17 protein-coding genes are annotated in these 17,822 nt (G+C 60.3%); 11 read left to right on the plus strand and 6 right to left on the minus strand.

Going from position 1 to position 17,822, the window contains the following annotated elements; genetic code table 11:
* Nucleotides 1-217: 217 nt before the first annotated feature.
* The 3 genes from ACQKP4_RS01860 (at nt 218) to ACQKP4_RS01870 (ending at nt 2,223) form a co-directional block, all read left to right on the plus strand.
* Nucleotides 218-781, plus strand: coding sequence for a TetR/AcrR family transcriptional regulator (locus ACQKP4_RS01860; RefSeq protein ID WP_427629865.1), 564 nt, complete (start codon nt 218-220; stop codon nt 779-781).
* A 56-nt stretch (nt 782-837) separates the two neighbouring features.
* The gene (locus tag ACQKP4_RS01865) at nt 838-1,314 is read left to right on the plus strand and encodes a DUF1348 family protein (protein WP_427629867.1); all 477 of its coding nucleotides are present in this window, start codon (nt 838-840) and stop codon (nt 1,312-1,314) included.
* A 129-nt stretch (nt 1,315-1,443) separates the two neighbouring features.
* Complete coding sequence (locus ACQKP4_RS01870) at nt 1,444-2,223, plus strand: TSUP family transporter (protein ID WP_427629869.1); 780 nt, start codon at nt 1,444-1,446, stop codon at nt 2,221-2,223.
* Here the strand turns inward: ACQKP4_RS01870 and nudC are convergent.
* The 3 genes from nudC to ACQKP4_RS01885 form a co-directional block, all read right to left on the minus strand.
* Nucleotides 2,191-3,021, minus strand: coding sequence for an NAD(+) diphosphatase (nudC, locus tag ACQKP4_RS01875; RefSeq protein WP_427629871.1), 831 nt, complete (start codon nt 3,019-3,021; stop codon nt 2,191-2,193). The two genes, ACQKP4_RS01870 and nudC, sit on opposite strands and share 33 nt — an antisense overlap.
* A 6-nt stretch (nt 3,022-3,027) precedes the next feature.
* Nucleotides 3,028-3,840 (minus strand): crotonase/enoyl-CoA hydratase family protein, encoded by an 813-nt coding sequence (locus ACQKP4_RS01880; RefSeq protein WP_427629873.1) that lies wholly within the window; start codon nt 3,838-3,840, stop codon nt 3,028-3,030.
* A gap of 144 nt (nt 3,841-3,984) precedes the next feature.
* Nucleotides 3,985-4,758 carry a methyltransferase domain-containing protein gene (locus ACQKP4_RS01885; RefSeq protein WP_427629875.1) on the minus strand — a complete coding sequence of 258 codons (774 nt, stop codon included), beginning with the start codon at nt 4,756-4,758 and terminating at the stop codon, nt 3,985-3,987.
* Between the two features lie 138 nt (nt 4,759-4,896).
* Between ACQKP4_RS01885 and ACQKP4_RS01890 the strand changes: the two genes are divergently transcribed.
* The 4 genes from ACQKP4_RS01890 to ACQKP4_RS01905 are packed head-to-tail and all read left to right on the plus strand — an operon-like array spanning nt 4,897 to nt 7,331.
* Nucleotides 4,897-5,457, plus strand: coding sequence for a cytochrome b (locus ACQKP4_RS01890; protein ID WP_427629877.1), 561 nt, complete (start codon nt 4,897-4,899; stop codon nt 5,455-5,457).
* A 27-nt stretch (nt 5,458-5,484) separates the two neighbouring features.
* On the plus strand, nt 5,485-6,015 hold the full coding sequence (locus tag ACQKP4_RS01895) for a tetratricopeptide repeat protein (RefSeq protein WP_427629879.1): 531 nt from the start codon (nt 5,485-5,487) through the stop codon (nt 6,013-6,015).
* A 54-nt stretch (nt 6,016-6,069) separates the two neighbouring features.
* Nucleotides 6,070-6,567 carry an RNA polymerase sigma factor gene (locus ACQKP4_RS01900; RefSeq protein ID WP_427629881.1) on the plus strand — a complete coding sequence of 166 codons (498 nt, stop codon included), beginning with the start codon at nt 6,070-6,072 and terminating at the stop codon, nt 6,565-6,567.
* Nucleotides 6,564-7,331, plus strand: coding sequence for an anti-sigma factor family protein (locus ACQKP4_RS01905; RefSeq protein WP_427629883.1), 768 nt, complete (start codon nt 6,564-6,566; stop codon nt 7,329-7,331). Before ACQKP4_RS01900 ends, ACQKP4_RS01905 begins: the two co-directional genes overlap by 4 nt.
* Before the next feature lie 13 nt (nt 7,332-7,344).
* On the opposite strand, the gene ACQKP4_RS01910 is transcribed toward ACQKP4_RS01905, so the two are convergent.
* Together ACQKP4_RS01910 and ACQKP4_RS01915 are read right to left on the minus strand one after the other, a co-directional pair.
* The gene (locus tag ACQKP4_RS01910) at nt 7,345-8,646 is read right to left on the minus strand and encodes an ATP-binding protein (protein ID WP_427629885.1); all 1,302 of its coding nucleotides are present in this window, start codon (nt 8,644-8,646) and stop codon (nt 7,345-7,347) included.
* Between the two features lie 4 nt (nt 8,647-8,650).
* A complete protein-coding gene (locus tag ACQKP4_RS01915) occupies nt 8,651-9,352 on the minus strand; it encodes a response regulator (protein WP_427629887.1) in 702 nt (233 codons plus the stop codon).
* A 295-nt stretch (nt 9,353-9,647) separates the two neighbouring features.
* On the opposite strand from ACQKP4_RS01915, the gene ACQKP4_RS01920 reads away from it, so the two are divergent.
* From ACQKP4_RS01920 to ACQKP4_RS01935, 4 genes are all read left to right on the plus strand, one after another.
* A complete protein-coding gene (locus ACQKP4_RS01920; protein WP_427629889.1) occupies nt 9,648-10,805 on the plus strand; it encodes an efflux RND transporter periplasmic adaptor subunit in 1,158 nt (385 codons plus the stop codon).
* Between the two features lie 15 nt (nt 10,806-10,820).
* Nucleotides 10,821-13,919 (plus strand): multidrug efflux RND transporter permease subunit, encoded by a 3,099-nt coding sequence (locus ACQKP4_RS01925; RefSeq protein ID WP_427629891.1) that lies wholly within the window; start codon nt 10,821-10,823, stop codon nt 13,917-13,919.
* 108 nt (nt 13,920-14,027) lie between these two features.
* A complete protein-coding gene (locus ACQKP4_RS01930; protein WP_427629893.1) occupies nt 14,028-14,669 on the plus strand; it encodes a DUF1345 domain-containing protein in 642 nt (213 codons plus the stop codon).
* 226 nt (nt 14,670-14,895) lie between these two features.
* Nucleotides 14,896-15,345 carry a hypothetical protein gene (locus ACQKP4_RS01935; RefSeq protein ID WP_427629894.1) on the plus strand — a complete coding sequence of 150 codons (450 nt, stop codon included), beginning with the start codon at nt 14,896-14,898 and terminating at the stop codon, nt 15,343-15,345.
* A 120-nt stretch (nt 15,346-15,465) separates the two neighbouring features.
* Here the strand turns inward: ACQKP4_RS01935 and ACQKP4_RS01940 are convergent, their stop codons facing one another.
* Nucleotides 15,466-17,802: an autotransporter outer membrane beta-barrel domain-containing protein gene (locus ACQKP4_RS01940; protein ID WP_427629896.1), complete on the minus strand. Its 2,337-nt coding sequence runs from the start codon at nt 17,800-17,802 to the stop codon at nt 15,466-15,468.
* Nucleotides 17,803-17,822 lie beyond the last annotated feature (20 nt).

Here is a 17,822-nt window from a genome sequence, read left to right on the forward strand (position 1 = left end):
CAAAGGGTCAATTCCGAATAGGTCGAGAGCTTACACCATCGTTGGGTTTGGGTCTTGTTGGTGTCGGTGCTGGCCTCTTCGCGTGCAAGCTCGCTCACATGGGGAAATGCATTTCAAACGGTGGGAGCTTGCTCCGAGCGGCGTTCCGACGATGGCGATTTAGTGGCCGGCAAATACTCGCTTGAACAAGAAGAACGACCGTTCTACTGTTCGCCACATGAACGAACCGACCCGCAATGACACACGCGACATCATTCTGGATGTCACCGAAAAGCTGATCTATAAAAGTGGCATCGCCGCCACGGGCATGGAGCTTCTGGTGAAGACCGCCGGTGTCTCCAGAAAAAGTATCTACCGCTACTTTGCCAACAAGGAGGAGCTGACCGTCGCCGCCCTGCAACGCCGCGACGTGCGCTGGATGAACTGGTACAAAAACGCCGTCGATCAGGCTGAAACGCCCGCCGAGCGCCTGCTGAACCTGTTCACCGTGCTCAAGGTCTGGTTCGCCTCCGAAGGCTTTCGCGGCTGCGCATTCATCAACACCAGCGGTGAAACCGGCGACCCTCTGGACCCGGTCCGCCAGGTCGCCAAAGAGCACAAACAGAAGTTGCTCGACTACGTGCGCGAGTTGTGCACCGAACACGGCGCAAGCGACCCGGACTCACTGGCCAGACAGCTGCTGATCCTGATCGACGGCGCCATTACCGTCGCACTTGTAATGGGTGATCACACGGCCGCCGATCAGGCGCAATACGTGGCACGAAAGTTACTCAACCTGTAACCCATCGATAAGCCGACACCGTGTCATGAACTTAACTTTTGAGAGGGAAACTGTTTATGTCTAACGTCGAAGTTCGTCCGCCATTGCCGCCGTTTACCCGCGAGTCGGCCATCGAAAAAGTGCGCCTGGCCGAAGACGGCTGGAACTCCCGTGACCCGCAGCGCGTGTCGCTGGCCTACACCCTGGACACGCAATGGCGCAACCGCGCGGAGTTTGCCCACAACCGCGAAGAAGCCAAAGCCTTCCTGACACGCAAATGGGCCAAGGAACTCGATTACCGACTGATCAAGGAACTCTGGGCCTTCACCGGCAACCGCATCGCCGTGCGTTACGCCTACGAATGGCACGACGACTCGGGCAACTGGTTCCGCTCGTACGGCAACGAAAACTGGGAGTTCGACGACAACGGGTTGATGGCCAACCGGTTTGCCTGCATCAACGACCTGCCGATCAAGGAAAGCGAGCGCAAATTCCACTGGCCGCTGGGGCGCCGGCCGGATGATCATCCGGGCTTGTCCGACCTGGGCCTGTAGACGCTGATGCAAATGGGGCAGCGAGCCTGCTCGCGATGAAGCAAGACCGGTCGCCGCAGCGTCTGGATATGGTTAAGATATCGGCCCTTTCCGCAGCACGTGCTGCACCCGCCGAATAAGCCGATTTCCATGCCTTTCGAACTCAGCGTTGACCTCTCCACCCTGGCCATTCTGGCCGTCGTCGCCTTCATTGCCGGTTTCATCGACGCCATTGCCGGCGGCGGCGGCCTGCTGACCACGCCAGCCTTGCTGACCGCCGGCCTGCCGCCACACCTGGTACTGGGCACCAACAAACTGAGTTCGACCTTCGGCTCGGCCACCGCCAGTTTCACCTTCTACCGGCGCAAGCTGTTCCACCCTCGCCAATGGGTGCACGCCATCGTCGGCACGCTGATCGGCGCGCTCACCGGTGCCGTCGTCGCGCATTTCTTGCCGGCGGAATGGCTGAACAAGATGCTGCCAGTGATCGTCTTCGCCTGCGGCCTGTACCTGTTGTTCGGCGGCACGCCCAAGGCGCCGCTGGACAGCAACGCGCCGATCAGGAAAAAGTGGCAATCGACCCAGGGTTTCAGCCTGGGCTTCTACGACGGTGTTGCGGGGCCCGGCACCGGGGCGTTCTGGACCGTGAGCAGCCTGCTCATGTACCCGATCGATCTGGTGAAGGCCAGCGGCGTGGCGCGCAGCATGAACTTCGTCAGCAACATTGCGGCGCTGTCGGTGTTCGTATTTTCGGGGCAAGTGGACTGGGTTATCGGCCTGAGCATGGGCCTGTCGGTGATGGTCGGCGCGTTTTTCGGCGCCCGCTCCGCCATCAGCGGCGGAGCCAAATTCATTCGTCCGGTGTTCATCACCGTGGTGCTCGGGTTGACCGTGCGCCTAGCCTGGCAGCACTGGTTCAGCGTGGCCTAGACGCCGCGCCACGTAGACGTCGATCAGGTACCGGGCAATCGAGCGTGACGCCGGCAACGGCGGCAGCGCGTGCACGTTGAACCACTGGGCGTCTTCGATCTCGTCTTCCTGACAGACAATCTCGCCACCGGCGTATTCGGCATGAAAGCCGAGCATCATCGAGTGCGGAAACGGCCAGCACTGGCTGCCCAGGTACTGGATGTTCTGGACCTCGATCTGCACTTCTTCACGCACCTCGCGAATCAGGCACTCTTCGGCCGATTCGCCCGGCTCGGCAAACCCTGCCAGCGTGCTGTAGACCCCGCTGACAAAACGCGGTGAGCGCGCCAGCAGCACTTCATCGCCACGGGTGACCAGCACGATCATGCTCGGCGAAATGCGCGGGTAATAGCGCAAGTCGCACGACTGACAGTGCATCGCGCGCTCGCGCGGCACCTGTTGCGCGGGTTGACCGCAGTTGCCGCAGAAACGGTGCTCGCGGTACCAGGTACCGATTTGCGCAGCGTAGCCGAGCACTTTGTACACCGTGTGATCACCGTCGAGCATGAACGCCCGCAGACCTTTCCAGTTGCAACCCGGCACTTCGCTGTGACTGCGCAACTCCAGCAGGTACACCGGCTCGCCGTCGAGGTGACCGATGCCATGTTCAGCGAGAATCGACAAATCCTGGCGCTTGAGCCATTCCCGGGGGAACAGCGCGCCGTTGTCATCGAACAGAAAGCCTTCGGGGCTGCGCGCCACGGCCCAGCCGCCGGGTGTGTCGGTGTCCAGTACTGCGGTGGTCCAGCGTGAAGTCATGGTTAATCAGTCCAGAAATTCGGGTTTCTGTTTGCTCATGTGGGCGGCCATGGCCACGCGCAAATCAGTGGATTGCAGCATGGCGGCGTTCCAGGTGGCGACGTATTCGAGGCCGTCGTCAATGCGATGGTCGCGCATGTAGCTGATCATTTCCTTGGTGCCGGTGACCGCAATCGGCGACTTGCCGGCGATCTCGCGGGCGATGCCCAGCACGCCATCCAGCAGGCTCGCGGTGTCGCTGTAAACGCGATTGACCAGGCCGATGCTGCGCGCCTCTTCGGCGCCAAAGGTGCGACCAGTGTAAGCCAGTTCGCGCAGCATGCCGTCACCGATGATCCGCGGCAAGCGTTGCAGGGTACCGACGTCAGCGGCCATGCCGATGTCGATTTCCTTGATCGAGAATTGCGCGTCTTCAGCGGCGTAGCGCATGTCGCACGCGGCGATCAGGTCGATGGCGCCACCCAGGCAATAACCCTGAATCGCCGCCAGCACTGGCTTGCGGCAATTATCGACAGCATTGAACGACGCTTGCAGGGCGAGGATCTTGCGGCGCAGCAAGCGCGCGTTGCGCCCGACGTCCTTGCCCAGTTCATTGGCCACGCCAGCCAGCATCATCAGGTCGATGCCGGAGGAAAAATGTTTGCCGGCGCCGCTGAGGACCACGACCCGCGCTTCGTCGGTGTCGTCGATCCACTGGAAAATCTCGATGATCTCGCTCCAGAACGCGGCGTTCATCGAATTGATCTTTTCCGGGCGATTGATCTGCACATGGGCGATGTTGTCGGCGAGTTCGACGGTGAACGCGGTGTACTGAGACATGGCAGTGATCCTTTTACCGGGCAGAAAATGAGGGCCGGACTATAACAAGGCAGCGACGGAGGGAGTAAGGCAGTGGTTCGGCCAAAAGCCGGACTGGTCAGAGGTGTGTGGTGACTGCAATGCCCGCGAAGGCCGCACCGCCGATCAACTGCCCTTCACCGCGACAAACGCCACCGTCTCATAAGGCACCGTCAGCCGATCTTTGCCACGTAACTCCGGCTCCCCGGCAATCAACATGCGCAACTGCTCATCCACCTTCGCTCGCTGCGCCTCAGGCAATGCCGCAATAAAACTGATGGAGCGCACCCGATTGAAAATCACATCTTCCGGCGACCCGGTATGCGCATGGCTGAAATGCTGCGCCTGCAACGGCCCGAACTTCTCATGCGGAAACGCCCGCCGCCAGGCACCGGTGTAATAGCGCGGCGTGTCACCTTCCAGGGCGCTGATGATCGCATCGAGTTTCGGCATCCAACTGACCTTGGCGTCGCGCAGGTTCCACACCAGCCCCAATTTGCCGCCGGGCTTCAATACGCGGGCGATTTCGGTCAGCGCTTCGGTGCTGGCAAACCAGTGAAACGCCTGGGCGCAAAGCACCACATCCACCGAAGCGTCCGGCAACGGCAGATCGGCCGCCGTGCCGCTGACCGCCAACACGTCTGGATACGCCAGCGACAATTTCTCCAGCATCTGCGCCACCGGTTCTACGGCAATCACCTGCGCCCCGGTCGCCACCAGCCGCCCGGTGAATTTGCCGGTGCCGGCGCCGAGGTCGATCACGGTTTTGTCCGCGTTCAAGCCAAGGGTGCCCGTCAGCCAGTCGGCCACTGGCGGCGGATAGTCCGGGCGACCTTTGACATAGCTGTCGGCGCCGGTTTTGAAGCCGGCCGCCGCCGAGTGATGGACCTGATCTTTCATGGCAGTTCTCCCGATGGACAACGAATGCCAAGGAGCATAGCGTTTCGGTTTGCGCTGTCGGCGCAGATATCGCCACAAAGAAATGAATAATTGTTCACGCTGCGGTGTTCTTTCCACAACGCCCCTTGAGGATTGCCCGTGAACCCACTGAACCTGACTTCGCCGCCCCGTTACGACCGCCTGACGATGAGCCTGCACTGGCTGACCGCCCTGCTGGTGATCGGCATGTTCGCCAGCGCCCAGATCTGGGAACGACTGGCCAAAGGCACGCCACTGCGCAAGGAATTGCAGGCGCTGCACATCTCTTGCGGCATCCTGCTAGCGGTGTTGGTCGTCGGCCGCCTGTTTTGGCGCCTGACCCATGGCCGCCGCTTGCCAGCGGCCAATTCCGGGGTGATGAACCTTGCCGCGAAAACCGCGCATTGGGCGCTTTATGCCCTGCTGCTGAGCCAGATTGTGCTGGGCTTTCTGTTTCGCTGGGCGCAGGCAGAACCTTTCAACTTTTTCGGCCTGTTCGATGTCCCAACCTTGCTGACGTTCGATAAAAGCATGAAGTCGGTGTTCGGCGGTCTGCACGAACAAGTGGCTTGGGCCATCGTGATTCTGGCCGGGCTACACGCGGTGATGGCGCTGGTTCACCATTACGGCCTGCGCGATGACACCTTGCGCCGGATGCTGCCGGGGCGTGGTTCAAACTGAAACGAAATGACCTGTGGAGCTTTGCTCATGACGATCCGATTTGCTGTGCTCACCGCCCCGCTGCTGCTCGCTGTCGCCTTGTCCGGTTCGCTGGCCATGGCCAATGGCGAAGATGACGCCCCGGCCAAACCCAACTGCCCCAAAGGCCAGGTCTTCGACACCAAATCGCAGAAATGCGTGATGCAGACCAGCAGCCTGGTGCCGGATGCCGACCGCACCGATTACGCCTATCGCCTGGCCAAGGATGGACGTTATGAGGAAGCCTTGGCGCTGCTCGACACCCTGAAAAATCCCAACACCGCCAAGGCACTCAACTATCGCGGTTACGCCACGCGTAAACTGGGGCGCACCGATGAAGGCATCGGCTATTACCTGCAATCGGTCAAACTGGATCCGCAGTACGCGCAAGTTCGCGAATACCTCGGTGAAGCGTATGTGATCAAGGGACGCCTGGACCTGGCGCAAGAGCAATTGCAGGAGATCAAATCGATCTGCGGCAACACCTGCGAGGAATACCAGGACCTGGCCGAAGCCATCAACGACTCATCGAAAACCTGACACACCGAGCAGACGGAGGTCGCTATCGCCAGCGATCAGGCAATACGCACAGAGTTGGGCCAGCATTTAGCGCGTTTGTGGCGCTATGGCCTGGTGCTGTCGCGGCAACGGCATGTCGCCGAAGACCTGGTGCAGGCCACCTGCGTGCGCGCGCTCGAGCGTGCAGGCCAATTTATCCCTGGCACGCGCATGGATCGCTGGCTGTTGAGCATTTTGCATTCGATCTGGCTCAACGAAGTGCGCGCCCGGCGGGTGCGTCAGGGCCAGGGCGTGGTCGATGCCGACAGTCAGTTGTCGTTTGACGGAGAATCCGCGGCGCAAACCCACGTGCTGGCCGCCCAGGTGATCCGGCGCGTCGACGCCCTGCCCGAGGCTCAGCGCGAGACGGTGTACCTGGCGTATGTCGAAGGCCTGTCGTACCGCGAAGTCGCTGACGTGCTGCAAATCCCCATCGGCACGGTCATGAGCCGCCTCGCCGCCGCCCGCGTCAAGCTGGCCGAATACCCGCCGTTGCAGGCGGTCCCCAACCCTTCCACGGGAGAACGTCGATGAACGACCGCGCGCCACCCTCCGATGAGCAACTGGTGGCTTACCTCGACGACCAGCTCGACGTCGACCAGCGCTCGCACATCGACGCGGCCATTGCCGATGACTCGGCGCTTAACCTGCGCCTGCAATGGCTGGCCCGCAGCAGCCTGCCGTTCACGGCCGCCTATGACGAGCTGGGGCAACAGGCTCCGGTGCATCGCCTGCAATCGATGCTCGATACCTTGCCGCCGCCTGAGCGCCCGGCCCTGAGTCGCCGCTGGTTCCTCGCGGCTGCGGCGGGCCTGGTGGTGAGTGGCGTGCTGGCGGATCGACTGTTCCTTGGCTGGCAAAGCAGTCAGCAAAAGGAAAACTGGCGTGGGCTGGTGGCCGACTATATGTCGCTTTACGTGCCGCAAACCCTGGAGCATCTGGCGGGCGACGAAGCCTCGCAGCGAGCGCAGTTGCAAACCATCGACGCGCGTCTGGGCCTGAACCTGTCGCTGGCGAAACTGGCGTTACCGCGCTCCGAACTCAAGCGCGCACAAATCCTTGAGTACGACGGCGTGCCCATCGCCCAGATTACCTATCTGGACCCGGCCCACGGCCCGATTGCCTTGTGCGCGACCCGCTCCAACAGCGGCAGCCGTCATTTCGCCCATGAGAAGCGGCACGAGATGAACGTCGTCTACTGGGCGGACATGGAGCATGCGTGGATGCTGATCGGGCATAACCCGGCGGCGGAACTGGACGAAATGGCCAAATTGCTGCGCAGCCGGCTGAGTGCATGACGCCATAGCCGCATCAGGCTTGCGCCGGCAGCCACAAGCGGAAACGTGCGCCACCGAGCGGTGATGGCTCGACCGTGAGGGTTCCGCCCTGCGCCTCCAGCGCCCGGCGGCTGATGGCCAGCCCCAGGCCAAACCCGCCAGTCGCCCGATCGCGGCTGCGGTCCAGCCGATAAAACGGTTCAAAGACCCGTTCTCGCTCGAACTCCGGGATGCCGATGCCGTCGTCATCGACGCAGATCTCGCAGCCTTTCGGACACACCTGCACGCCAATCTGGATGCGCTTTTCGCAGTAGCGCATGGCGTTGCGCAACAGGTTCTGAATGGCCCGGGCCGTCAACCGGGGGTCGAGGGTGAAGCGTTCAAGTTGCCCGTGCAGCAACACGTCGATGACGATGTCCGGCGACTCCAGTTCTTCGTCGACGCTGCCCAGAATGCTGTCGATAAATTCGTCGAGCGAGACTTGCACCCGCTCCGGTACGCGCGCCGGATTTTGCAGTCGGCTGTACGACAGCAACTCCAGCACCAATTCGTCCAGTTCCCGAATATGCGCGACCAACCCTTGCAGGCGCTCGCGGCTGGCGGCCGGCAAGTCGTCGGACAGCGCCAGGGCGAGCCCGAAATCCAGGCGTGTCAGCGGTGTGCGCAATTCGTGAGAGACGGCGTTGAGCAGGTCGCGTTGCTGGTTGAGCAGGCTTTCGATGTCGCCGGCCATGGTGTCGAACACATTGGCCAGGCTGCCGATGTTGGAGTGTCGGGAAATCTGCGTGCGCTCACTCAAGTGACCCTTGCCGAAACGTTCGGCAGCCCCTTTGAGGCGTTCCAGATCGCGCCAGTGCGGGCGCAACCACAGCAACAGGCAGGCGAGCATGGTCGCGCCGATCAGCACGTTGATGCTCCAGTACAACAGGCTGACGTCCATCGGGTCCGGCGGCACGACCATTTGCACCACGGTCTGCCCGTCCAGCGGCGCCACGGCCAGGGTGCGCCAGCCCCAGTCGCCGATGCGCACCACGTTTTCGCCGCGTTGCAGGCGCTCGCGCTCAAGGGCGGTGAAGCCAGGATCGTCGTTGCCGCTCAGGACGATCTGCAGCGGTTCGAAATCCTTGCCCATCTCGACCGCCAACGCTGGCCATTGCGCTGGGGGTACGGCGTGAAACTGTTTGACGATGAGGGTTTGCAGCCCCCGCGAATAATCGAGGTTGTAAGTGACAAAGCGCTCATGGAACACCTTGATCACCAGGTCCGGCACCAGGTAAATCGCCGCGCTGAACGAGACGATGGTCACCAGGTACAGGCGAAACAGAATCCTGAACATGGCCTCAGCATTCCCACTCGGAACGGCTGAACAGATAGCCCTTGCCCCACACGGTTTTGATCTTGCGCGCCTCGCCGGCGTGGTCGTCGAACTTGCGTCGCAGTTTGGAAATCGCCACATCCACCGAACGGTCGGTGCCATTGAATTCGATGCCGCGCAGACGTTGCAGGATTTGATCCCGGCTCAGTACTTCGCCAGCGTGTCGGGCCAGCACCACCAGCAGGTTGTATTCACCGCTGGACAACTCGACCAGTTGTTCGCGCCAGGTGACGGTGCGCTCGGACAGGTCGATGCACAAGTTGCCCATCAGAATGCGGTCGTTCGCGGCTTGCGGCTCGCTGAGGCTGCTGCGGCGCAGCAACGTTCGCACCCGGGCCAGCAACACCCGGGGCTCGCACGGCTTGGTGACGTAGTCGTCGGCGCCCATTTCCAGGCCCAGCACCTGATCGTGGCTGTCATCGCGGGCGGTGAGCATCAGGATCGGCAGCGTCGCCGAATCGGTGCGCAGCAAGCGGCAGACTTGCAGGCCGTCGAGGCCCGGCAGCATCAGGTCGAGGATCACCAGGTCCGGCGGATTGACCCGCGCCCGTTCGCGCACGTGATCGCCACGGCTGATCACGCTGACGCTATAGCCGTTGCGTTCCAGGTAACTGGCGATCAGTTCGGAGAGCGCGGTGTCGTCTTCGACCAGGAGGATGTTGGGCATGGGTGTTTCCAGGGAGTTCGGTGGCGACCGGGCCGGCCTCTTCGCGAGTAAGCCCGCTCCCACATTAGATCTATCGTGCGCACAAATTATGTGAACACCTGCAGATAACTGTGGGAGCGGGCTTGCTCGCGAAGGCGGTCCCGGCTTCGCAAAAGCAATCAAGCTGCGAAGGATATACGCCCTCACGCCCGCCGGAGTAAAACCCTTACACAATTTCACACAGCACCAACAAAGCTTCACCGCTACCCTCGGCGGCTCCCCGTAATATGCGGGCAGTCATTATTGGGGTAGTTACATGTCAAAGAACCTGCTTGCCAAGCTCAGCCTGCTGGCACTGGCGCTGACGCTGAGCGCTTGTGACAAGTCCTCGAACGCTGAAGAACAGGCGCCGCTGGCGACCGTGCGGATCGAAACCATCGAAGCCCGCCCCCTGTCGATCAGCAGCGAGCTGAGCGGGCGGATTGCCGCGCCGCGCATCGCCGAAGTCCGCGCCCGTGTTGCTGGCGTGGTCTTGCAGCGGGCCTTCCACGAAGGCAGCGACGTGAAAAAGGGCGACGTCCTGTTTCGCATTGACCCGGCACCGTTCAAGGCGGACCTGGACAGCGCCGAAGCGTCGCTGCGCAAAGCCGAGGCCAATGCTTTCCAGGCCAGACTGCAAGAGCAGCGGTACGCCCAACTGATCGAAGGCAACGCCATCAGCGGCCAGGATTACGACAATGCGCGGGCCAGCGCCCGACAAACCGCCGCCGACGTTGCCGCCAACAAGGCCGCCGTGGAGCGGGCCAAACTGAACCTTGGCTACGCCACCGTCACCGCGCCGATTTCCGGGCGCATCGGTCGCGCATTAGTCACTGAAGGCGCACTGGTCGGGCAAAACGAAACCACGCCGCTGGCACTGATCCAGCAGTTGAACCCGATCCACGCCGACCTGACCCAATCGACCCGCGAACTCAACGACTTGCGCCGCGCGTTCCGCTCCGGGCAGTTACAGGAAGTGGGCCAGGGCCAGGCCAAAGCCACATTGATCCAAGACGACGGCAGCTTGTATCCATTGCCGGGCAAGTTGCTGTTCACCGACATCACCGTCGACCCAAGTACCGGGCAGATCATCCTGCGCAGCGAATTTCCCAACCCGGACCTGGATTTGTTACCCGGCAGCTTCGTGCGCGTGCGCGTGGAGCAAGGGGTGAATCAGCAAGGCATCAGCGTGCCGCAACGGGCCGTCCAGCGTGACAGTGCCGGCATTGCCCAGGTGTTGGTGCTGGATGCGGAGCAGCGGGTCGGTCAACAAACCGTGGAACTGGGCGCGGTGCAGAACGATCGCTGGATCGTCACCGGTGGGCTCAAGCCCGGCGACCGCATCGTCACTGAAGGCCTGCAACACGCCAAACCCGGCGATAAAGTCCAGGTCGACAACTCCCCTCTTCCACTTGCCCAGGTTTCTGGTCAGTAAGCAGGACGCTTTTTTATGCCGCAGTTCTTTATCGATCGCCCGGTGTTCGCCTGGGTGGTCGCCCTGTTTATCCTGCTGGCCGGTGCCCTGGCCATTCCGCAGTTGCCGGTGGCGCAGTACCCCGACGTCGCGCCGCCGCAGATCGAAATCTATGCCGTGTACCCCGGCGCGTCGGCGCAGACCGTGGACGAAAGCGTGGTCAGCCTGATCGAGGAAGAGCTCAACGGCGCCGATCACCTGTTGTATTTCGAATCGCAGAGCAGCCTCGGCAGCGCCACCATCAAGGCCACCTTTCAACCGGGCACCAACCCGGAAATGGCTCAGGTCGATGTGCAGAACCGCCTGAAAGTCGTGGAATCGCGCCTGCCGCAAGCGGTCAACCAACAAGGCTTGCAGGTAGAGAAAGTCTCCGCCGGTTTCCTGCTGCTGATCACCCTCACCTCCAGTGATGGCAAGCTCGACGACGTCGCGCTCAGCGATTACCTGGCGCGCAACGTGATGAACGAAATCAAGCGCCTGGACGGCGTCGGCAAAGCCCAGTTGTACGGCGCCGAGCGGGCGATGCGGATTTGGATCGACCCTCGCAAACTCGTGGGTTTCAACCTGACCCCGGCGGACGTCAACGCCGCCATCGTCGCGCAAAACGCTCAGGTGTCCGCTGGCAGCATCGGCGATTTGCCAACGCGCACCACGCAGGAAATCACCGCGACCATTCTGGTCAAGGGCCAGCTGTCGACGCCGGAAGAATTCGCCGACATCGTGTTGAAAGCCAATCCCGACGGCTCGACGGTGCGGATCAAGGACGTCGCGCGGGTCGAAATCGGCAGTCAGGAATACCAGTTCGGCACTCGTCTGAACGGCAAACCTTCGACCGCCGTCAGCGTGCAATTGGCGCCCGGCGCCAATGCCTTGAGCACCGCCACGCTGGTGCGGGCGAAGATGGACGAACTGGCGCGCTACTTCCCCGTGGGCGTCGAATACAAGATTCCTTACGACACCTCGCCTTTCGTCAAAGTCTCGATTACCAAAGTGGTCTACACCCTTGGCGAGGCGATGCTGCTGGTGTTTGCGGTGATGTTCCTGTTCCTGCAGAACATCCGCTACACGCTGATCCCGACGCTGGTGGTGCCGGTGGCGCTGATGGGCACCTTCGCGACCATGCTCGCGCTGGGGTTTTCGATCAACGTGCTGACCATGTTCGGCATGGTGCTGGCCATCGGCATTCTGGTGGACGACGCCATTGTGGTGGTGGAGAACGTCGAGCGAATCATGGTCACTGAGGGGCTGTCGCCCAAGGAAGCGACGCGCAAGGCAATGAAGCAGATCACCGGGGCAATCATCGGTATCACCCTGGTGCTGGTGGCAGTGTTTATCCCGATGGCGTTCATGCAAGGGTCCGTCGGGGTGATTTACCGACAGTTCTCGCTGTCGATGGCGACCTCGATTCTGTTCTCGGCGTTTCTGGCGTTGACCCTGACCCCAGCGCTGTGCGCGACGTTGCTCAAGCCGATTGCCAAGGGCGAGCATCATGAAAAGACCGGGATCTTCGGCTGGTTCAACCGCGTTTTCGAACGATTGACCGAGCGTTATCAAGGCTGGGTCGCCTATGCGCTGAAGCGCAGCGGTCGTTACCTGTTGATCTACGGTGTGCTGCTGATCGGCCTGGGCGTGTGCTTCAGTCGACTGCCCTCCTCGTTTCTACCGACCGAAGATCAGGGTTACACCATCACCGATATTCAACTGCCACCGGGGGCGAGCAAAAACCGTACGGTGCAGGTCGTGGAGCAGATCGAAGCCCATAACGCGACGGAACCCGGTGTCGGCGACAGCACGGTGATTCTCGGCTTCAGTTTCTCGGGCAGCGGGCAAAACGCCGCACTCGCGTTTACCACGCTGAAGGACTGGTCCGAGCGCGGTAGCGACGCCTCGGCGAGTTCCATCGCCGATCGCGCCAATATTGCGCTGAGCCAGATCAAGGACGCTGTGGCCTTCGCGGTTTTGCCGCCACCGGTTGACGGTCTTGGCACGTCCAGCGGTTTCGAGTTCCGCTTGCAAGACCGTGGCGGGCTGGGCCATGCCACGCTGATGAAGGCCCGTAGCGAATTGCTTGCCGCCGCCGAGAAAAGCCCGATCCTGATGAACGTGCGTGAAAGCGCGCTGGCCGAAGCCCCGCAAGTGCAACTGGAGGTCGACCGCAAGCAGGCCAACGCGCTGGGCGTGTCCTTCGCCGACATTGGCAACGTGCTGTCCACTGCGGTCGGCTCGGCCTACATCAACGACTTCCCCAATCAGGGGCGGATGCAGCGGGTGGTGGTCCAGGCCGAAGGCGACCAGCGCAGTCAGGTCGCCGACCTGCTGACAATCCACGTGCGCAACAGCAGCGGGAAAATGGTGCCGTTGTCGGCCTTCGTTCAGGCGAAATGGACCCAGGGGCCCGCGCAGTTGACGCGCTACAACGGCTATCCGGCGATTGCGATTTCCGGCGAACCGTCGCCGGGTCACAGCACCGGCGAGGCGATGGCGGAGATCGAACGGTTGGTGGCGATGGGGCCGCCAGGGTTAGGTCAGGAATGGACCGGGTTGTCATTGCAGGAACGCTTGTCCGGCAGTCAGGCACCGATCCTGCTCGGTCTGTCGCTGCTGATCGTGTTCCTCTGTCTGGCCGCGCTGTATGAAAGCTGGTCGATTCCGACGTCGGTGTTGCTGGTGGTGCCGCTCGGTGTGCTCGGTGCGGTACTGGCCGTCACTTTGCGCGGGATGCCCAACGATGTGTTTTTCAAAGTCGGACTGATCACCATCATTGGCCTGTCGGCGAAGAACGCGATTCTGATTATCGAGTTTGCCAAGACCTTGTATGACGAAGGCCACGACCTGATCGATGCCACGCTGCAAGCCGCGCGCCTGCGGTTGCGACCGATTGTGATGACGTCACTGGCGTTCATCCTCGGCGTGGTGCCGTTGGCAATTGCCACGGGCGCCAGTTCGGCCAGTCAGCAGGCGATCGGTACCGGGGTGATTGGCGGGATGATCACGGCGACATTGGCGGTGGTGTTTGTGCCAGTGTTTTTTGTGGTGGTGATGAAACTCGTGCGCAAACGCCATAAAGAAGATTAGACCGCCGCCGCCCCGCTCCCACCTTTCGCTCTGGTTGATTTCTGGGTTGTGGTCACAATCGACGTCACTGGGCTAAGGTGTTTGCATACTTTGGCCCATCGAGCTCACATGCCCTTCCTCGCCCGTACCCACCCTCGCCTGTCCGCCGCCACCACCCTCGGCGTCGCGGCGGGCATTCTGGCCCCGGCCGATTCGATAATCAGCAAAATCCTCATCGGCTGGAATGCCGGCGTCTGGACCTACCTGATCCTGATGGTGTGGCTCGCCACACGGGCCAAAGCCCCGGACGTGAAACGGATTGCCGAAATCGAAGACGAAAATGCCGGGCTGGTGCTCTTTGTGGTGTGCATTGCCGCGATTGCCAGCCTGGCCACCATCACCTTTGAACTGGCCGGCAGCAAAGACCTGGAAACCAGTGGCAAGCTGCTGCATTACGGTTTCACCGCGCTGACCATCATCGGTTCATGGCTATTGATCGGCGTGATTTTCAGCGTGCATTACGCCCGGCTGTTCTACACATGGAGCGGCAAGGGCCTGGCGCTGCGTTTTGCCGAAGGGCTGGAAACCCCTAACTATTGGGATTTTCTGTATTTCTCCTTCACCATCGGCGTGGCGGTTCAGACCGCGGATGTTGGCGTGGCGACCCGGGACATGCGCAAGATTGTGCTGGCGCAGTCGCTGATCGGCTTTCTGTTCAACACCGCCATACTTGGCTTCTCGATCAACATCGCCGCAGGGTTGTTCGGTTGATCCGTGAACTAACCTTCGAGTCATCGAAAAAAGCTCTTACTCAAAAACCGGGCTGTTCAAAATGGCCCGGAGCGACGTATTTCAAGCATAAAAATTACGCACTGCCTACCTGTTATATTTGACAGTTTACAACGCGTAATTATTAGCCTTATATAACTGCGCCCCATGCATTAAATATATCAACGCCACGTGGTCCATTCCGTCAAAAGATCATGGAGATTTACTCATGAGCACCGCAGCTTTGAAACTCGAAAACCCAAGAGAAGATTTCACTGCCAACCTTGAAGATGGTTCATCCTTCAGCGCCACGTTTACCGAACTCAAGAGCGGAAACACTCCCGGACGAGGTGATGTATGGATCATCGTAGCGACAGACCGAACAGACGATGCAACTAAGACGTTCACCATCAGTTTTTGCAAAGACAGCGACGAAGGCAAAGTCATCGGAAAAATCACTGACAGCGATGATGAGGTTTCTCTGCACTTTAACGACTATTCGGATATACAGAATCCAACGTTACAGGTCGCCAGAACCGGCACCATCCAGTACACGTTCAACTCCACCACCAAAACATTTGTTGGCTCGTTTAATGCGGATATCGACAAAGCCGACCAAAGTGGCAACACCTACCTGTGCAGGGGTCACTACGATACGTTGCTGGTGGGTAAAGGATGAAACATCAGGTGCATTAGGTGTTCTGTTGAAGTACCGGAATAAAAAAAGCCTTGACTGAACATCAAGGCTTTTTACGTTGGTTTTTTGGCAACTACCCAAGCAGATTTCGTTGTTGCTTTGCTACCACTTGAACTGGACGCCGATAGTGCCGCCTATCGGCATTTCGATGTTATTGCCATTCATATACTCGATCTCCGCATGGGCTTGCCAGTTCTTCGACATGTTAATGGCGAGGCCCGCGCCCAACTCGGCCCTGGACCCCGAAAGATCATTATTGAACACGTTATTGTTGACCTTCACTTCATTGTTCTTTGAAAACTCATGGGCCAATGCCGCTCGAACATACGGCTGTACCTGCATGCCATTGCCCAGCTGCATATCGCGACCAACCGTCCCACCGACCTTGCCAAGCAGGGAGCGGGTACGATCGCCATCAGCCTGCAAGCCATTGTTCAGGTCGTAATCCTTGCCTTGAATAACCACGGCGGACCACTGAGTAAAAGGTTCGACGAAATAGCCATCATCCAGTTTGATATGACGGCCGAACTCTACCGAACCACCGAGGGCGGTGTTGTCGTAGTCGCCCTTGGCGCGTGTACCATCGCTCATCCCGACTTTGGCGTCGTTCTGGAAGCGGTTGAGCTTGAGCACACTGTCGACGTAGAAGCCCGTGGCATCATCGATCCAGGTCAGGTAAGTACCCAGGTAGCTGCTGTTTATCGTGCCGGAAGTACCGCCGTGCAAACTCAGGTCCGACGTGCTGTAGCCGCCCATCACACCCAGCAACCACTGGCCGTCACCCAAGGGCAGCGGTGCATCGGCGCCCAATGTGAAACCTTGTTGGGTTTGCCGATAGCCGTCACCGAATGCGTCATTGACGTTGTACTTGTTGCCATAAGCCCGGAACCAGACGCCAGACTTATCCGTGTTGAAGCGCAACTCCCCCATGCGGCTGCGCAATGAAGTGAGTTCGCCGTACCACACCGTCGGCGCGGTGTTGAAGAGCGCCGTGACAGCTCGCGTGGATGGGCTGACGCCCTGTGCTGTCGGGTTGAGAAACCAATCGTTAGTGGTACCGGCTTGAGTCAATCCGTAGGAAAAAGCACCCAGGTCAACCACGCCGTTGGCGTTGCTCAGCGAGAAATTGGCATCGCCCGCAGCGGTATGGACCACCTGGACAGGTTGCCCGCTGGCCGGTTCGCTGCCACTGCTGGCAATCAACAATTGATGGTCGCCCGTCGCGGTGCCTGTGACGTTGAGGAAGTCGGTCTGGTTCGTCGCGAAGTTGGTGTTCAATTCAAACCGGCCATTGCCGGACAGGTTGGTGACGTCCAATTGGTGAAAGGCGTTATCGGTACCCAATTTCACAGTACCGCCGTTGAGCGCCAGGTCACCGACCTGACTGTTGCCCGTCATGTTCCAGCGTGACTGGGCATCAATAGTGGCCGAACCGACATTGTTCAGAGTGCCGGTCAACTGCGACCCTTGCTGCAAGGCCACTGTGGCCGTGCTGCCGGTATCGGCCGTCACATTTCCGACTAGCGAGCCTTGGGTGAAATTGAGCGCGGTGGTGCTATTGCCCGAAATGTCGACGTTTCCTGTCAGATCACTACGCCCCACATTCATGACGACGTCGCTCGCGCCGCTGACTTCGAGCACCGTAGCGTTGCCACCGGTCAATGTCGAACCGTTGAGCACGTTGATCTGCGTAGCGGGCGCTGCCACGCCAGCGTAATTCACTAAAATGGCCGAACCGCTTTTGCCTTCTACGCTCGATTGGTCCAGCTGTAGCTGGCTGCCAATAGGGCCGGCACTCTCAATGCCAAGCGACGCACCGTTCAGAGCACCAATAATGTGAGTGTTATTGCTGGCGGTTGCTGCGCCACTCAATAGCGAAAGGCCAACACTGCCAGTGCCGGTGCCTTCAATCGTCGAGTTGGAGAACTCCAGGGTGCTGAAAGCCGTGGCACGTGCGCCACCGGTCACACCGGTGATGGTGCTGTCGTTCACGGTCACCGTGGAACCTGTGGACGTCGCGACATTGCGCGCGGCTTGCAAGCCCAGTCGATTGCTGCTGATGGTAGTGCCACCGCTGATCGCAGCATTGCTGTTGATCAACTCCAGGGCAGCGCGGGCGTTCCCACCGTTTACCGTCGTATTGACCAGGGTCACAGCCGAGCCATCGGAGGCTGAAATCTGTTGTGTCGTTGCGCCGCTGGCATTCAATGTGGATTGTGCCGCGCTGACGCCGAGCGTTTGGGCGCCATCAACGGTCAATGTTGCGTTTTGCGTGAGTGTCCACGCCTCTACCGCAGCCCCGTTGCTAATGGTTTGACTGGTGCCCACTAATTGTCCGGCACTGGCGAGTTCCGAGAATAAAAACAGAAAACAAAGAGATGACGTGCCCTGGCAGATTAAAGACGACGCTGGTTGCCACCCGTGTTTTTTGAGCTTCATATAAAAAAAATCCCCATGTG

This window comes from Pseudomonas sp. NPDC086278 (genome assembly GCF_050280905.1).
Classification (GTDB): domain Bacteria; phylum Pseudomonadota; class Gammaproteobacteria; order Pseudomonadales; family Pseudomonadaceae; genus Aquipseudomonas.

What these genes read in the sequence shown, in the direction of transcription:
- ACQKP4_RS01860 (WP_427629865.1), top strand. Translation starts at nt 218, where the DNA reads ATGAACGAACCGACCCGCAATGACACACGCGACATCATTCTGGATGTC.
- ACQKP4_RS01865 (WP_427629867.1), top strand. Translation starts at nt 838, where the DNA reads ATGTCTAACGTCGAAGTTCGTCCGCCATTGCCGCCGTTTACCCGCGAG.
- ACQKP4_RS01870 (WP_427629869.1), top strand. Translation starts at nt 1,444, where the DNA reads ATGCCTTTCGAACTCAGCGTTGACCTCTCCACCCTGGCCATTCTGGCC.
- nudC (WP_427629871.1), bottom strand. Translation starts at nt 3,021, where the DNA reads ATGACTTCACGCTGGACCACCGCAGTACTGGACACCGACACACCCGGC.
- ACQKP4_RS01880 (WP_427629873.1), bottom strand. Translation starts at nt 3,840, where the DNA reads ATGTCTCAGTACACCGCGTTCACCGTCGAACTCGCCGACAACATCGCC.
- ACQKP4_RS01885 (WP_427629875.1), bottom strand. Translation starts at nt 4,758, where the DNA reads ATGAAAGATCAGGTCCATCACTCGGCGGCGGCCGGCTTCAAAACCGGC.
- ACQKP4_RS01895 (WP_427629879.1), top strand. Translation starts at nt 5,485, where the DNA reads ATGACGATCCGATTTGCTGTGCTCACCGCCCCGCTGCTGCTCGCTGTC.
- ACQKP4_RS01905 (WP_427629883.1), top strand. Translation starts at nt 6,564, where the DNA reads ATGAACGACCGCGCGCCACCCTCCGATGAGCAACTGGTGGCTTACCTC.
- ACQKP4_RS01910 (WP_427629885.1), bottom strand. Translation starts at nt 8,646, where the DNA reads ATGTTCAGGATTCTGTTTCGCCTGTACCTGGTGACCATCGTCTCGTTC.
- ACQKP4_RS01915 (WP_427629887.1), bottom strand. Translation starts at nt 9,352, where the DNA reads ATGCCCAACATCCTCCTGGTCGAAGACGACACCGCGCTCTCCGAACTG.
- ACQKP4_RS01920 (WP_427629889.1), top strand. Translation starts at nt 9,648, where the DNA reads ATGTCAAAGAACCTGCTTGCCAAGCTCAGCCTGCTGGCACTGGCGCTG.
- ACQKP4_RS01925 (WP_427629891.1), top strand. Translation starts at nt 10,821, where the DNA reads ATGCCGCAGTTCTTTATCGATCGCCCGGTGTTCGCCTGGGTGGTCGCC.
- ACQKP4_RS01930 (WP_427629893.1), top strand. Translation starts at nt 14,028, where the DNA reads ATGCCCTTCCTCGCCCGTACCCACCCTCGCCTGTCCGCCGCCACCACC.
- ACQKP4_RS01935 (WP_427629894.1), top strand. Translation starts at nt 14,896, where the DNA reads ATGAGCACCGCAGCTTTGAAACTCGAAAACCCAAGAGAAGATTTCACT.
- ACQKP4_RS01940 (WP_427629896.1), bottom strand. Translation starts at nt 17,802, where the DNA reads ATGAAGCTCAAAAAACACGGGTGGCAACCAGCGTCGTCTTTAATCTGC.